General features: G+C 44.1%; 9 protein-coding genes and 2 pseudogenes. 5 read left to right on the top strand and 6 right to left on the bottom strand.

The window, feature by feature from the left end; all coding sequences use genetic code 11:
- Positions 1-76 precede the first annotated feature (76 nt).
- Together QT984_RS26125 and QT984_RS26120 are read right to left on the bottom strand one after the other, a co-directional pair.
- Positions 77-629 (bottom strand): annotated as a pseudogene (locus tag QT984_RS26125) (IS1634 family transposase); the annotation flags it as partial.
- Between the two features lie 57 nt (positions 630-686).
- Positions 687-1136: pseudogene (locus QT984_RS26120) on the bottom strand (IS1634 family transposase); the annotation flags it as partial.
- A gap of 522 nt (positions 1137-1658) precedes the next feature.
- On the opposite strand from QT984_RS26120, the gene QT984_RS26115 reads away from it, so the two are divergent.
- The gene (locus QT984_RS26115) at positions 1659-1955 is read left to right on the top strand and encodes a hypothetical protein (RefSeq protein WP_333212018.1); all 297 of its coding nucleotides are present in this window, start codon (positions 1659-1661) and stop codon (positions 1953-1955) included.
- A gap of 523 nt (positions 1956-2478) precedes the next feature.
- Here the strand turns inward: QT984_RS26115 and QT984_RS26110 are convergent.
- From QT984_RS26110 to QT984_RS26095, 4 genes are all read right to left on the bottom strand, one after another.
- Positions 2479-3060 carry a serine acetyltransferase gene (locus QT984_RS26110; protein WP_333057910.1) on the bottom strand — a complete coding sequence of 194 codons (582 nt, stop codon included), beginning with the start codon at positions 3058-3060 and terminating at the stop codon, positions 2479-2481.
- A 195-nt stretch (positions 3061-3255) separates the two neighbouring features.
- Complete coding sequence (locus QT984_RS26105; protein ID WP_333057909.1) at positions 3256-4266, bottom strand: glycosyltransferase family 2 protein; 1011 nt, start codon at positions 4264-4266, stop codon at positions 3256-3258.
- Positions 4267-4480: 214 nt separating this feature from the next.
- Positions 4481-5761: a glycosyltransferase gene (locus QT984_RS26100; RefSeq protein ID WP_333340817.1), complete on the bottom strand. Its 1281-nt coding sequence runs from the start codon at positions 5759-5761 to the stop codon at positions 4481-4483.
- Positions 5762-6080: 319 nt separating this feature from the next.
- Positions 6081-6998: a histone deacetylase gene (locus QT984_RS26095; RefSeq protein WP_333057907.1), complete on the bottom strand. Its 918-nt coding sequence runs from the start codon at positions 6996-6998 to the stop codon at positions 6081-6083.
- Positions 6999-7075: 77 nt separating this feature from the next.
- Between QT984_RS26095 and QT984_RS26090 the strand changes: the two genes are divergently transcribed.
- From QT984_RS26090 to QT984_RS26075, 4 genes are all read left to right on the top strand, one after another.
- The gene (locus QT984_RS26090; protein ID WP_333057906.1) at positions 7076-7585 is read left to right on the top strand and encodes a hypothetical protein; all 510 of its coding nucleotides are present in this window, start codon (positions 7076-7078) and stop codon (positions 7583-7585) included.
- Between the two features lie 654 nt (positions 7586-8239).
- A complete protein-coding gene (locus tag QT984_RS26085) occupies positions 8240-12955 on the top strand; it encodes a response regulator (protein WP_333057905.1) in 4716 nt (1571 codons plus the stop codon).
- Positions 12921-14948, top strand: a complete 2028-nt coding sequence (locus QT984_RS26080; protein ID WP_333234000.1) for an adenylate/guanylate cyclase domain-containing protein — start codon at positions 12921-12923, stop codon at positions 14946-14948. Before QT984_RS26085 ends, QT984_RS26080 begins: the two co-directional genes overlap by 35 nt.
- 215 nt (positions 14949-15163) lie before the next feature.
- The gene (locus QT984_RS26075; protein ID WP_333057903.1) at positions 15164-16054 is read left to right on the top strand and encodes an alpha/beta fold hydrolase; all 891 of its coding nucleotides are present in this window, start codon (positions 15164-15166) and stop codon (positions 16052-16054) included.
- The last annotated feature ends 558 nt before the right edge of the window (positions 16055-16612 follow it).

The following is a 16612-nucleotide window of genomic DNA, read 5'->3' as shown; positions in this document are numbered from 1 at the left end:
CTTCTAAGAAGGGTGAATTTATCTCAAAATATACTCACCACTGATGAACAGTGTTCAATAAGATGCGTTCCCCCTGTGCTGCTGACAAGGCATCGGTGTCACAAGCAAATTCAATATTGGATAACTCTCGCAACTTTTTCTGACCCTCAATTTCAGCTTTTTTGAGTTTTTTTTCTAATTTACGTTGGTCGGCATCACGACGCAAACTGCTCTCTACTACTAACCATCTTTGTGCAATTCCACCATAATTACTTTTGTGTTCTGACCAACGATATCCCGTTATTGAACTTTCAGTGAATTCTGATTCATTTAGCTGAGACACCAGTTGCTGCGCTTGTTTCAGGCTTAGTGGTACACGAGTTAACCATCTTAAATTGGTTAACATTTCTAAATTGGGAGCGGTATATAATGCACTGTCAGCTACCATTAAACTGTCGAGATTTAATTGGTTTTTAAAGTCTTGACAGATTGAGGCGAATATGGAATTATCTGATTCGTTTCCTGAAGCTACTCGTAAAAATAGTGGCACATCTCCATCTCCACTACAAATTAGGTCTAAAATAAATTGTTTTAAGTCGGGACGATGGTCACTCTTGGTAGCCGTAGGTAATTTGAATTGGTATTGGGGATGTTTGATGGTTGATTGATGAATTATCTAACTGATTGCTATCCATTTCTGTTTTAGCAAAAGATACTGATGGCAATTCTTGTTCATATTTGCCATGTAGATGAAATGAACTTGAGTCGAGGTGAGATGTGTCGGTATTTATCTCGAATTTTTGAGCTGCTGACAGGGCAATGGTTGTAAATATTTCTGTAATTACGGCTATTTATAATTTATCTAATACTCTTCCTAAGCGGTCATCATTTAAATGTGATGCTTGAATCCCTGCTCCAAGTAAATGTTCTGTTGCTTTCCCTTCAAAAAATTTAGAAAATAAGTATAATGGGGCGGAAACCATCCCTAATCCATTGATGATCATGGCTTTAACTACCAGGCCGGGACTGACTATCTCACCCGGTTGTTCGCCTACTAATTCATTGATTTTTTCAACAATTCCTATTTCATCAACTAGACCGGCTATCAAGCCCAGATGATCTAGGTTTTCTACTTTTATCTGGGATGCTTTCTGCATGGGCTGCTGAATCCTGATTTAAGCGTTTATCGCGATTGCTAGTTTACACTGTTTTTGGTGATTATTGGCTATGGTTGCGAGCGCAATTAACGCATTTTCGTCATCAATCAGGTTACGAATACGCCATAAACTTCGTTTTCTACCGCTCGCCATTTTAACTCGTATCAGATTTAACTCATGCCTTCACTTCTCTTGTCAGAAATTTTCAGCCCTCATGATTGGAGCGTGACCAAAATTATTGAGTATTTTTACTCACCCTTGTCTCGGGTGATTCACTTTTACCCCCTCAATCCGACTATGTGCCAGTTTGGGGTGCGGAATGTGGGTTTTAATCTATTCTTATTGTACCTCATAACACCCGGAAGTGCTGTAAGAGTTCCCGCCCTTGGCGCCGAGGGGATCGACCTTAACTGAACCGTATGGCGCTATATTCGAGAAAATATTTATGGAAAAAAGAGAGCATTGCGTTACTGGGAAATCACAACATATATAGATACCATTTCCGAAAACTAAACCTGCTATATGATGACACAAATTCCGGAAGTCTTAGCTAAAGAAGTTGGGAATTTGTATGGAAATACGACTTGGATTGAATATGGTTTTCGACAAAGTAAGAGTGAATTAGGGTGGGCGGATTTCCGAGTCACCCAATATTCACAGATTGAAAAATGGTGGGAAATCGTTTGTAGTGCTTACGTGATGATCGGCCTCTATACTAGGTCTAATAGAGCCGTTAACTCCCAGACTCCATCACCCAGCTCTTTATCCGCAAAAAACTTCTCACTTCTCCACCGCTTTGAGAAACATCAAGACGCTTGATGAAAAAAAAGTTGGAAGAGGCATCTAAACAATTTGAGATTAATATTACAAGCTTTAATTAGCTTTAACTTGATACAATAGTGGCTAAAAATTTTTCCGATTCCACAATTATCTACAGGCTCGATTAAGATCGTTAATGAATTTTTACCCAAATCCCTTCTCTTACTTAATAAATGAGAGTGAATTCTTATTTTCTTCTGCCGCTTAGTGACAGAAGAGAGGTATCTTGCCTACGGCATCTAGTTTAACGTTGTAAGCCCGGTTAAGCATGGCGATCGAGCCGTCGTGGCCGAGCACGGTATAAGAGGAGAAGTGAACATTGTTGCCGATGCGGACCTAGGCGGGATCTCCAAAGACCGTATTGAGCCAGATGCTGCAATTTTCGCCTAGCGCTTACAAGTTGCCATGGCGGGGGAGAAATTCTGTGTATTCTGGGGCACAGGCGTTACAGAATTGGATGTAAAGGCCACGGAACTTGCCGTAACGCATCGCAAGATGGCGGATAATTTTTTGCAATATTGATCTAAGCATTTTCCTGGTTTTTGGTAGATTGAAGAATCTTGGCAGGAATACCTACTGCTGTTTTGCCTGCGGGAATATCTGATAAAACTACAGCATTAGCACCGATATTTACGTCGTCTCCCAAGTTTACTTTTCCGAGGATTTTTGCACCAGCGCCGACGTTAACCCGATCGCCCAATTGAGGGGATTCCAGCGGCTTGTCCAAATAGCGGTTTCCCAACGTTACACCTTGGCGGATAATGCAGTCGTCGCCGATCGTAGAATATCCGTGAATAATAATAGCGTTTTGATGTTCAATCACCACGCGACGACCGAGCTTCACAGTGTAAGGCAAGTCTATCCCGTAACTATTGCGGACTTTTCGGTAGAGTGCTCGATAAATAATGCTCAAAGGAGCTCGCAGTAATTTCGGTTCTACCTGCATTCTCCAGACGCCAAAACGCTGCACTGCTACGGCGCGAAATCCCGGTTTTGTCCAATCTCGACCATGAGCAATCCAGTCTTCTTTAATTTGCTGCCACAGTCCCAGGCCGGGGTCTTCTACTTGATTTTCAGTGGTGATTAAGTTTTGCTCAGTTACCATAAGCTCTAATTGACATTATTTATTGTTTACTCTATTGCTAGATGCCGACGATATTAATGGGTCTATCAGGTTTGTGAGGAAGGAGCAATCCGGTTTTCTCGATCGAGAATACTAATTCCTCGGCTGCATCATAAAATATTTTGCTTGCCTAGGCTAACCTGGTTTAGTTGGCTTTGACCGATTTACCAACTCCCTTTAAAAGTTTTTGGATTTTTCAATCTTACCCCCCTTAAAAAATACACTATTTAATACAAAATCTCTCAGCAATTGTGGTGGATCGCCATCTGGTTTGCCTTGAAGTACGCGACGCACCCTCCAGGCTGCAAAACCCGAAGCCCAGGATACATCAGTTAATGCTGTGTAAACCAAGCCGTAGTTTTTGATAAAGTACCTGCGCCGGGAATCAAACCAATAGGTAGGCAGCCGCTTGGCGGGCTTTTTGGTGTCAGTGACGCCTGAGCTTTGGCCGACTAAGTGCACAACGCGACTTTCAGGTACGTACCAGCAACTCCAGCCAGCTTTGTTCGCTTGCAGACAAAAGTCCATTTCTTCGCAGTACATGAAATAAGCTTCATCCATCAAGCCAATCTTTTCAAATACTTCGCGACGGACGATCATGCTGGCTCCAGCTACCCAATCAGTTTGACAGGTTTCTTGGGAAATCGGAGGCGCTGCGGCCCAGTTGGCTAATAACTTGGATATAAAGCCTGTCCGCCAACCAAAATCGAGTTCTGTCAAGATGTTGTGAAACCGAAAAGCTGACTCCTGGGGCGTGCCGTCGGGGTCTTCCAAGCGGCTGCCGGCGATGCCGGCTTCGGGATGAGTGTCCATGAAATCGACGAGGGCTTTTAATGCACCTGGGCGAACTATGGTGTCTGGGTTAAGCAGCAGGAAGTAAGGGGGGGGATTGGTGGATTGGAGGGCGGGACGGATCAGGGCGTTGTTGCCGAAAGCAAATCCGCCGTTGCGCTCTAGGGGAACGAAGGATGCCCATTCATTCCAGCCTTCTGAGGCGATCGCACTACTAATTTCTTCGACAGAGCGATCGCCTGAAGCATTGTCGCCAACTACAACTCGCATACCGGGCAGCGATTGAACTTCGCTAACTAGAGAGCGCAAGCAGTCAATTGTCAAACTAGAGGTTCGGTAGTTAACAATGACAACCAGCAGTGGATAGGGGTGATTGGACTCGCTGGCCTTCGACATAAGTACCGTTGTTTGTTTAACAACTTTTTAGCTCAAGTTGTACCCATCTGGCAAGCTGGAGCGATCGCCCGGAGTACAGGTATCGCCTAAGTAGATGAGTCGGAAAATACACAAGTAGTCAAAAGCGAGGGTCACTCCGTGAAACGAAGCAATCCCAAAGCTTCTGACAGCTTTACATTCCTTTACACAGCCCGGTTTATTTGCGCCTACCTACTTACTTTTTTGATTGCTCCAACATTCTTAACAAAAGCTGCCACCGCTGCCGGTGCATTTCTTCGTGAGTCAGGCTGCGAGCCTGTTTCAGACCTGCCATGCCCATATTTTGAAGTAGGTTCAAGTTTTCTCCCGACTGTTTGAGCAAGTTTGCTAAATCAACTGGGTCATTGCAATTACCGATCGAGCCTGTGATGCCGTTTTCGATGCAGTCGCGGAGTCCGGCAGTGTTGTTTGCCAGTACAGGTACGGCCTGGGAATAAGCATCGTATACTATTCTGGGCTGTTCGTCTGAGGTGCTGGGAACCACAACAGCATGATATTGTTGCAGCCGGCTGAAGAATTCTCTCCCGTAAGGAATAGTTCCCAAAACTTCGATCTGTACCGATTTTTGCATTGCCTTGCTGGCTGCTTGGCAGTTGCTTAACAGTTCGCCTTCACCTAGTATGTCCAGCTTGACGGCAATGTTTTCCTCGTCCAAGATTTTCATTGCTTCTAGGAGAACTAACAGACCTTTCTGTGGATGCAATCTGCCGGCAAATAGAATTTTTAGTTGTTTGGGCGAGGCTGACAGTTTTTCCTGCCATATTTTAGTCGCCTCTGCTTCCGAAATGATATTTTCTTCATCTATCCACGAAGCGTGAATTATGTGACTTTTGTTGTGTCGTTTTTTTAATAAACTTTGCTGATATTCTCCCTGTGTAAAGATTGTCAAGTCGGCGCTGTTTATGCACCAGCGATTCAATGTTTCGTATATGTAAGCTTGAATTTTGGCTTTAATGCTGGCAGGGGTTCCCGGCTGCAGCCGCCACGGTGCGGACTCGACTATGAGCAGGTATGGTTTCCGCTGTATCAGGACTATGGGCGTCACTAACCATGCCATCGGAATCGGCCAGCCTGCTACGCCGCTATGTACGATATCTGAAGATGCGATCGCGCCCCAAAGCTGGGCAACCGTTGCCGGCAGCAGAAATATTCCTTTGGCCAAGCTATTTGGGGAGGGAAGGTCAATAAATTTAGCATCAGCAAATGATGTTTCCGAATCCACCTCTATGGTATTTTCGGGGAGGGTTTCTCGCACGCACGGAGATGCTAGCGTGAAGTTTTTCAAATACTTAAAGTGTTGAGTTAGGTCTTTAGCCCACATTAAATCGAGATACCTGCAGCCTTTGGAGTCGCGGAAGGATGGGATGTTGAGGACTAGCAGGTAGTGCTTGTCTATGGGCATCAAAGTCGGTTCTTTGGCCCCATCTTCTGTGATATTTAACGAGTTGGAGTCCATAAAATACACTAGGATTGAATGCGATATATCTATTTTAATGCCACTTTAGCCTGTTTTTAGTATTAATTGACACCCTAAACACGCAATCATATCGCCAAAGAATACTGAAGTCCATATTAAATCTCCCCAATCTGGGTCAATACTCCGCACAGTTTTTGGAACTATACTACAAGCCTTACAGGGCAAGCAGCATAAAAAAGTCGAATTAAATGCCGCGTCAGGGGTAGAGATGACTTTGATTTCATTATTTACGCTAGCCTCAAAGTCAAGTAAGAATAAGCCATTGGGCAATAGAAAAAGTGTCCGGACTCTTGCTGGATCAAAGTCGATACTGCCTGTAGGCTTGACTGGCAGCTCGGTGCAGCAGCGAATGTCGGTAAACTAACCCCTTAGCGTCATCGGAATAGCCCCCGCCAATCACGCAGGCAACGGGATAGCCGCCGGCCAAACACGCCATCAAAACTTGCATTTCCCGGCGAAATAAGCCCGTATCAGTTAAAGCTAATTTTCCCAGTTTGTCACCGTGATGAGGGTCTACTCCAGCATCGTATAAAACTAAGTCGGGCTTGACATTTGAAAGCAAATCTGGTAAGAATTTATCCAAGGTTTGTAAATATTCGTCGTCCTCCATACCCACAGGCAAAGGTACATCTAAATCGCCCTTTTGTTTAGTGCCGGGAAAATTGACTTCGCAGTGCATCGAGAAAGTAAAAACACTGCTGTCATCTTGAAATATTACGGCGGTTCCGTCTCCTTGGTGGACATCTAAATCGACAATTAAAACTTTGCGAACTAAACCATTTTTTTGCAAGACGCGAGAGGCGATCGCCAAATCATTAAAAATACAAAAACCAGACCCAAAAGCAGGGAAGGCGTGATGAGTTCCGCCCGCAGTATTGCAAGCCAAACCGTAGTCTAAAGCGAGTTTTGCAGTTAGTACAGTTCCTGCAACCGCAGTGCAAGTGCGGTTAGCCAGGGCCCGACTCCAAGGCAGACCAATTCGCCGAGTCGCTTTGTTATCCAGCGTCCCGTTGCAGTAAGCTTGAACATAGGAGTGGTCGTGGACTAATTCAATCCATTCTTGAGGGGGAAGTTCGGGAGCGTGAAATTGCGATTTATCTGCTACCCCGTCCGCGAGCAGCATCTGGTAAAGCATCCGAAACTTGGCCATCGGGAAGCGGTGAGCCGGTGGCAGAGGTGCAACGTAATCTTCGTGGTAAATAATTGGTAAGTCCATTAAAATTATTGTATAACGAATGAATCTCCAATTGAACGCCTGCAATCTCAAATTTAAATTCGCTGGAGAACTTGTATATGCAACAACTAAAAACAGTCTGGCAGTCCGGCAGCACCGACCCCGAAAATGCTGACAATCTCGATAATATCAGTCAGTGGTGGGGAAACCTGAACGGGAAAGAAATTAGCTGGGTAGAGCGACTGATTCCGCAAATCGGCGGTTTGAGCGAAATTCACTGGCACCCCCAGCGTTTTGACGAAACATTTGTGATAGTCAATCCCGAAATTCGGGAGGAAACTCTCTATTGGTACAAACCAGATTCTCCTGTCCAACGTAACAACACAGTTGACAAATTAGAACTTGACAACTTGCAACAGCAATTGTACATCTATCCTCAGTTGGAATCGGAACTGGTAATTCGCGTAGGAATTCCCGAAGTTAAATATCAAACACTTGAATTAAACAATCCCGAAATCGCCTTGGGCGAAGATAATCTGCTGTTGCTGTGGGAATCTGACCAAGAACTAGAAATTAAAATTTACTTAAGCAATGAAAATATTGCTAAACTTAAGGAATTGCTGGCATAGAAAAGACCGAGAAAATATTTTATAGGGTAAGCTTTGGGTGCGGGGTGGATTGCTATTATATACTCTTAGTTACCTATAAATATCTTAAGACTCAGGAGTCGGTGGGTCAAAACCGAGGTTTTTCACAGCCATACTTTGTTGCAGCGACAAGAGTCAAAAACGGTTTCTTCACCTCGTGGTATGTCCATGTGTGTATCTGTGCTAAAACCCTTTGAACGTGCGAGCAAAATGTCCAGAAAGTTGTGTTATCCTCCGGGCAATTTTAATGCTAAACTCCAGCAAGAAACTGTCCTGGGCGAATCAACCGGGTTGTAGGAAAATACTTGGTCGCAGCCATTGAACAAAGTTAAGAAACCCGGTTGCTTTGGTCTGGAGTGCCTAAGCGATAATTGTTTTTCGGTAGAGTTAATTTGTACAGCAAATCAGGCGATTTCTTTTGACAAGAAAATGTAGTTAAGTACGGTTATTTTGAGTTAATAATTAAGAGAAGCAACCAAGAAATTGAAAAAACATAAGGTGCGTTAGTTGATGGCTAATATCTAAAGTTAATCCTCTATTTGCTGAGTGTGAAAATGTTTAATAAATAATGATGAGCAGAAAAAATCGCTAAATATATTAAATCATCAATCGGCTGCTAGAAATAAAAAAATCACAATGACCAGACAAAAAATGATATTTGACAAAGAAAGTATTCACATTTTAATTATTGACGATCAGCCCCACAACCTGCGGTTTATATCAAATATATTGACGAAAGAAGGGTATAAAGTTCAGCGGGCGATTTCGGGAGAAATGGCGGTCAATGCTAATTTAGCAGTTCTCCCAGACTTAATTTTGCTAGATATTGCTATGCCCAAAATGAACGGATATGAAGTCTGTGCTAGACTGAAATCCAACGAAAAAACTAAGGAAATTCCGGTTATTTTTTTGAGTGTTTTTGAGGAAACTTTTCACAAAGTCAAAGCTTTTGAAGTCGGCGGTGTTGACTACATTACTAAGCCTTTTCAAGTGGAAGAAGTTTTAGTGAGGATCGAAAGTCAATTGACTATACAACAGCTATCAAAACAATTAAAACAGCAGAATGCCCAACTGCAGCAAGAGGTAGAATTTCGCAAGCGAACAGAACAATCACTCCGGGAAAGCAAAGCGCGGTTGCAAAAATTGGCGGTCAATATACCGGGAGTTCTTTATCAATTTATCAAGAAACCAGAGGGAAATTTTAAGTTTGAATATATTAGTTATGCTTGTCGGGAGATTTACGAATTAGAGAGTGAGGAAATATTAAAATGTCCCGACTTTTGCTTCGATCAAAATCATCCAGATGACCACGAATATCTGGTAAAACAAATTGCTACTAGCGCCCAAACTTTAGAACCTTTTGCCTGTGAATGGCGGATTGTTACGCCGTCGGGTAAACTCAAATGGCTCCAATCTAATTCTCGACCAGAAATGCGCGATAATGGCGATATTGTTTGGTATGGCGTACTTTTTGATATCAGCGAGCGCAAGCACGCAGAAATAGAAATGGCTGGAGCTAAAGCTGCTTTAGAACGGCAAGTTCAGCGAGAATTGCTGATTGCAAAAATAACTCAAGAAATTCGCTCAAGCTTGCAGCCAGAACAAATATTTCAAATAGCTGCCACTCAAGTCGGTCTGGCATTCTGCGTCAATCGCTGTTTGATTCATACTTACGTCACTACTCCCCAAGTCGATATTCCTCTGGCGGCAGAGTATCTCGAACCCGATTGCGAATCTATTCGGAACGTACCTGTTCCAATTTGGGGCAATCCTCACGTCATACAAATGATGATACAAGATCTGGCGATCGCCTCGAACAATGTTTATTCAGACCCTCTTTTGCAAGCTGTTCAACCGATTTGCCAGAAGGTTGGGTTAAAATCGATGCTGGCAATTCGCACTTCTTACCAAGGCCGGGCCAACGGTGCTATCTGTTTGCACCAGTGCGATCGTTACCGGGAATGGACTTCCGAGGAAATCGACTTATTAGAAGCTGTGGCTGCTCAAGTAGGGCTCGCTATCGCTCAAGCTAAACTGATCGAACGAGAAAAAAACCGAATTCAGCAGCTCGATCGGCAAAATAAAGTGCTGCAAGCAGAAATTCGCACCCGCGTCCGTGCCGAGCAAGCTCTGCAAGAATCGGAAACAGAATTGCGGGCGATTTTTGCCGCCATGACTGACACAGTTTTAGTGAGAAATGCAGAAGGGCGCTGTATCAAAATCGCCCCGACAGCATCAACAAATTTGGTGAAACCTCCAAGCGAAATGATTAACAAAACCGCTCACGAAGTCTTGCCGAAACCTATAGCAGATTTAGTATTAAATGCGATCCAACAAGCTCTAAAAACGAAGCAAACTATCAATGTTGAATATAGCTTTAAAGTCGGAGAGCGCGACGTTTGCCTCGATGCTAAAGTTTCTCCGCTGACTCCAGATTCAGTGATTATCGTGGCGCGAGATATTAGCGTTCGTAAACAAACAGAATCCGCACTCAGAGAAAGCCAGCACTTCATTCAAGCAATCGCCGATTCCAATCCCAACCTGTTGTACGTTTACGATGTAATTGAACAGCGGAATGTTTATGCCAATCGACAAATTTCGACGATGCTCGGATATACCGCCCAAGAAATACAAGATATGGGTACAGCAATGATGCCAATTCTGCTCAACTCCGATGATTTGCCAAATTTTTTTGATAGCGTACAAAAAGTTGATCGAGCCAAAGACGGTGATGTCGTTGAATGTCAATACCGAATGAAACACAAAAACGGTGAATGGCGGTGGATGCACAGTTGGGATACAGTATTTCTCAGAACAGCCGATGGTAAACCCAAACAAATTCTCGGCACTGCTAATGACATCACAGACCGCAAATTAGCCGAAGAAAAACTGCTAGCATCCCAACAAAGAATCTCATTTTTATTGCAGCAAACGCCGATCGCGGTTATCGAGTTAAACCTCAATTTTGAAATTATTACTTGGAATCCCGCAGCCGTTGCTATTTTTGGCTACAGTGAGCAAGAAGCGATTGGTCGAGTCGCCTCCGATTTAATCGTACCTGAAAGCTATCAACCGCAATTATCTGAGATTTCCAATCACGACTTGAACGCCAAATCCAGTGGCACTACTGAAAATCTGACTAAAGACGGCAGAATTATCATCTGCGAGTGGTACAATACTCAGCTAATTGACGATAACGGTACAGCGATCGGCATTGCTTTAATGGCTGTAGATATTACCGAACGCAAGCAAGCAGAAACGGAACTGCAAGAAAGTGCTTTACGACAAAGAGCGATCGCCCGCATCATTGAAAGAATGCGGCAGACTTTAGATATCCGAGAAATTTTTCACGCCACAACCCGAGAATTGCGCCAAACCATGAAGTGCGATCGAGTCGCTATTTACCGTTTCAATCCAGACTGGAGTGGCGAATTTGTAGCCGAATCCCTTGATCGCAAGTGGGTTTCTTTCATCCAAGCACAGGATACAGATTCTAACCTTACTGAAGGCGCGTTAGACAGCGAACTTTGCCTAGTCCAAAAATTAGATAGTATCTCACCAGAAGTCCACGATACCTATTTGCAACAAACCAAAGGCGGAGCATACAGCCGAGGTAAAACTTACCTTTGTGTCCCAGATATTTACAAGCAAGGTTTCGATAATTGTTACATCCAATTGCTAGAAAGATTTCAAGCTAAATCATACATTATTGTACCAATTTTTTCTGGAAAAAAGCTCTGGGGATTACTAGCATCCTATCAAAATTCTGCCCCCCGCCAGTGGAGTGAAGCTGAAATCAACGTTGCAGTTGATGTAGGTACTCAGCTAGGAGTAGCATTACAGCAAGCGGAACTGCTTGCCCGCACTCAAAGGCAGTCCATGGAGCTGATTAAATCCAAAGAAAACGCCGAAGTTGCCAACCGCGCCAAAAGCCAATTTCTAGCTTCCATGAGCCACGAACTTCGCACGCCTCTCAACGCCATTCTCGGTTTTTCCCAAGTCATGGCCCGCAACAGTTCTATCACGGAAGAACAAAAAGAATACATAGAAATTATTAACCGCAGCGGCGAACATTTGCTAGAACTCATCAATGATGTTTTGTCAATGTCCAAAATAGAAGCAGGTCAAATTACTATCAATCCTAGCCGCTTTAATCTCTACGACTTTCTCAACAGTCTCAAAGAAATGCTGCAACTAAAAGCCAACTCAAAAGGCTTGTATCTAATTTTTGAAAATTCCCATAATTTGCCGCAGTACATTCAAACAGACGAAGCTAAATTGCGGCAAGTTTTAATTAACTTGGTCGGCAATGCAATTAAATTCACTCAACACGGAACCGTTACTTTGCGCGTCAGTAGCCACGCTGAAAAAGACGCCATAGAAGAAAACAAATCCCAATTGTATTTTGAAATTGCCGACACGGGACCCGGCATTTCTCCCTCAGAAATTTTCACATTATTTAAGCCCTTTGTACAAACCGAAACTGGTCGAAATTCCATGCAGGGGACTGGTCTGGGGTTGCCGATCAGCCAACAATTTGTCCGAATTATGGGAGGTGATATTGCGGTTGAAAGTAAACTCGGTCAAGGCACAATTTTTAGCTTTAATATCTGGGTTAACTTAGTAACACAAAGTGATGAACAAGAAAAACCGCCGATTAAACAAGTTATTGCTTTAGAAGCAGGACAGGAAACTTATCGGATATTAATAGTTGAAGATGTAGCGGAAAATCGCCAACTGCTGCTTAAGCTGCTAGTACCCCTGGGATTTGAAGTCCGGGAAGCAACTAACGGTCAAGAAGCAATTGCTTTGCATTCAACTTGGAAGCCGCACTTGATATTAATGGATATGCTGATGCCCGTGATAGATGGGTATGAAGCGACAAGAGAGATTAAGAAAACTATCGAAGGTAAAGAAACAATAATTATTGCCTTGACGGCCAGTGCTTTTGATGAGCAGCGACAAATAATTTTGTCTGCTGGTTGTAACGATTTGATATGTAAACCGTTTCGGGAAGAGGTACTTTTTGAAAAGATAGCGCATCACCTCAACCTGCGTTATATTTATGAAAAAGAGAACTTATCTACTTCTTTTTCTACACCGACGCTGCTTAAAAGTTTGACCACCGAGGATTTGAGTGTAATGCCCACAGACTGGGTGGTCGAGTTGCACCGAGCAGCACTTTGTGTTGACGACAACCGCATCCTCGATCTGATCAAGGAAATTCCCGAAACTGAGGCAAATCTCGCTAACGCTTTAACAGATTTAGTCGATAATTTTCGGATAGATATCATTATCGATTTAACTCAATTATATTATGATGAACGACCATCCATTATCAGCGACTCGTAAAGACATTCTGATCGTTGACGATATGCCGGATAATTTGCGACTTTTATCCACTATGCTGACATCTTACGGGTATCATGTCAGGAAGGCTATTAACGGACACTTGGCTTTGCAAGGGGCACAAATATCTCCTCCCGATCTAATTTTACTAGATATTAATATGCCACAAATGAACGGGTATGAAGTTTGTGAGCAGTTAAAGTTAAGCGAAAAAACTCAAGATATTCCGGTAATTTTTATTAGTGCGCTAGATGACGTGCTGGAAAAAGTTAAAGCTTTTCAAGTAGGAGGAGTGGATTATATTACTAAACCGTTTCAAGTAGAAGAAGTCTTAGCCCGCGTCCAAAACCAACTTTCTCTTCGTTCGCTGCAATGCAAACTGCAACTGCAAGCTAGGGAACTGCACGATCGCAATTCGAGATTGCAGGAAGAAATCGCAGAACGGCAGCGGGCTGAAGAATCAATCCGGTTTTTGCTGGAAACGACGCGGGCGATCGGCGAAGCTGTAGACTTTCACTCAGCTTTAGAAGTAATTTTGCACCAAGTGGGCGAAACAATCGGATGGGATGTAGGAGAAGCTTGGATTCCCAATGCAGAAGCAACTGTGCTGCAATCTGCCAGGGGCTGGTATGCCAGCAACGCGAGGATGGATGCGTTCCGCAAGCAAAGCGAACAACTAACATTTGCCATGAATATAGGCCTGCCGGGACGAGTTTGGGCATCCAAGCAACCGGAATGGGTAGAAGATATTTCCAGGGGCTACCCGCATTTTTTCCAAAGTCAAATAGCACTAGAACTCGGATTTAAAGCGGGTTTTGGTGTGCCGATTTTGGTAGGCGATGAAGTATTGGCAGTGCTAGTTTTCTTTAAAATTTCGTCGGATGGGAAAGACGCACAATTTATAGACGTTTTCAATGCGGTAGGCACTCAATTAGGTTCTTTGATTCAGCGCAAACAAGCAGAAGAATTGCTACGTATTGCCCAAGAAAAATATCACAGCATTGTAGAAAATGCGATCGAAGGCATTTTTCAAAGCACGCCTTCAGGAGGCTATATCAGCGCTAATCCAGCTTTGGCAAAATTGTACGGTTACGACTCGCCAGAAGAACTGATGTCCGAGATTAACAATATTGCTCAGCAACTGTACGTTGACCCGGAACGCCGCCTCGAGTTTGTGGCTGCTATGGATGCTGAAAATGCCGTTTCGGGGTTTGAATCTATGGTATGTCGCAAAGACGGGCGCCGGATTTGGGTGTCAGAAAATGTTCGGGCTGTTCGAGATTCAAAAGGTAATCTGATCTACTATGAGGGTACTGTTTCTGACATTACAGAACGTAAATTAGCGCAAGAAGCGCTAAAAGTTCAACAAGAACAAAGCGAGAAGTTGCTGTTAAATATTTTACCCAAACCAATCGCAGAACGGTTGAAGGCGGAGCAAAGTACGATCGCCGATAGTTTTGCCCAAGTAAGTGTTTTATTTGCTGATATTGTTGGCTTTACTGAGTTGTCTGCTAGAATGTCTCCCACCGAGTTGGTAAAGCGCTTGAACGTAATTTTTTCGCACTTCGACCAGTTAGCTGAAAAGTACGGTGTGGAGAAAATTAAGACTATTGGCGATGCTTACATGGTAGTCGGGGGGTTGCCTACGCCGACACAGGATCATGCCGAGGCGATCGCCCAAATGGCCCTGGGAATGCAGGAAAAAATAGCAAAGCTGTGCGCCGAGACAGGGGAAAAACTGGCAATTCGCGTCGGCATCAATTCCGGGCCGGTGGTTGCGGGAGTGATTGGTGTGAGCAAGTTTACTTATGATTTGTGGGGAGATACGGTGAATGTAGCGGCGAGGATGGAAGCTACGGGTTTTTCAGGCAGCATTCAAGTTACTGATGTTACTTATGAGCTTTTGAAAGATAAGTATATGTTTGAGAGGCGAGGCGTGATTCCGGTAAAAGGTAAGGGGGATATGATGACTTATTGGTTGCTAGGAAAAAAGTAAAAATTGGGAATGGGGCATTGGGAATGGGGCATTGGGAATGGGGAATTGGGAATTGGGCATGGGGCATTGGGCATGGGGAATTGGGCATTACAACAAATAACAAATAACCAATAACCAATAACCAATAACCAATAATTCCTGACTACTGACTACTGACTACTGACTACTGACTTCTGCTATGATGAAAGTAGTTAACGAAACTTTACATAATAGCCGTGACTGCACAACAATTAGTATCTGCAACGAGTTTTGAAAAGCTAATTTGGACTTGGAAAGGTCACAAAATCCAATATACCGTCCAAGGAACCGGCCGCCCTCTGATCTTGATTCACGGATTTGGGGCTTCGATCGGACATTGGCGGCAAAATATCCCCGTACTCGCAGCCGGCGGCTATCGCGTATTTGCGCTGGACTTGCTGGGATTCGGTGCTTCCGCCAAACCAGCCCTAGATTACACTCTGGAATTGTGGGAAGAATTGCTGACTGATTTCTGGGCGGATATGGTACTAGAACCGGCGGTATTTGTCGGGAATTCGATCGGCGCTTTGCTGAGTTTGATGGTAGTCGCCAACCATCCAGAAATATCAGCCGGCGGTGTCTTAATCAACTGTGCCGGCGGACTCAACCACCGGCCCGACGAACTGAATTTCCCGCTGCGAGTAGTGATGGGGACTTTTACTAAATTAGTTCGATCGCCCCTGATCGGCCCGTTTGTCTTCAACAACATCCGCCAAAAACACCGCATCCGCAACACCCTGCGCCAAGTCTACGGGAACCGCGAAGCCATCACTGACGAACTCGTAGAACTCCTCCACGCCCCCTCCTGCGATCCCGGAGCTCAACAAGTGTTTGCATCGATTCTCACAGCCCCTCCAGGCCCTCAACCGTCAGAATTGCTGCCCAAAGTCGATCGTCCGTTATTGGTACTTTGGGGCGCAGACGACCCCTGGACGCCGATCGCCGGCAGCCAGATTTATCAACAATTGGCCGCCAATGATAAACCCGTGAAATTTGTTTCCATTCCCAACACAGGCCACTGTCCCCACGACGAGCGGCCGAGTGAAGTCAACGCTCTGATTTTGGACTGGCTGGTGGAAGTGAAGTAAAATTTTTCCGATCGAGGCAACCCTTGAGCGATCGAGTCAAACCCTTGCAGTGCAAAAGTTTTGCCTCGCTCCACCGCACCGACACCCCGGCAGAAGCCGACTCAAAAAACAATTTTTGGAAAAAGTATTGACACAATTTACTGAGTCAGCTATATTGATGGACGTGTGAGGAGCGAACCAGAAGAAGCACCGAGACGAAACACGGCCAGTCGTCGGTGCTTTTTCTGTTGAAAGGCATTTTTAAGAGTTTGAAATTATTTATAATTCATATCCAGAATATCTGTAAGCCCGCCCCGCTTTCTTCAATTCTTCCTTCGCGTTATTCGCGTCTTCGCGGTTCGTTAAATAAATATTCTGATGTTGCAAAAAAAGTAATTGATTGCACTTGATCTCGAAAAATCCGAAAGTGTGGATTGTTTTTGATCGTCAAAATTTGATTGCATAGAACTCAAAACTAGAGAGTTACAGCACTTTCCAGGTAAGTGAAGTACAGAGAAACCGGGTTTCTTGAATAAAACCGGTTTCTGGCGAGAAATCCAGAAGAAACCCGGTTTCTGG

The organism is Microcoleus sp. Z1_B2 (assembly GCF_036700325.1).
GTDB lineage: Bacteria > Cyanobacteriota > Cyanobacteriia > Cyanobacteriales > Microcoleaceae > Microcoleus.
Note: the sequence above shows the minus strand (reverse complement) of the source record. Positions and strands in the feature narration are given on the sequence as shown.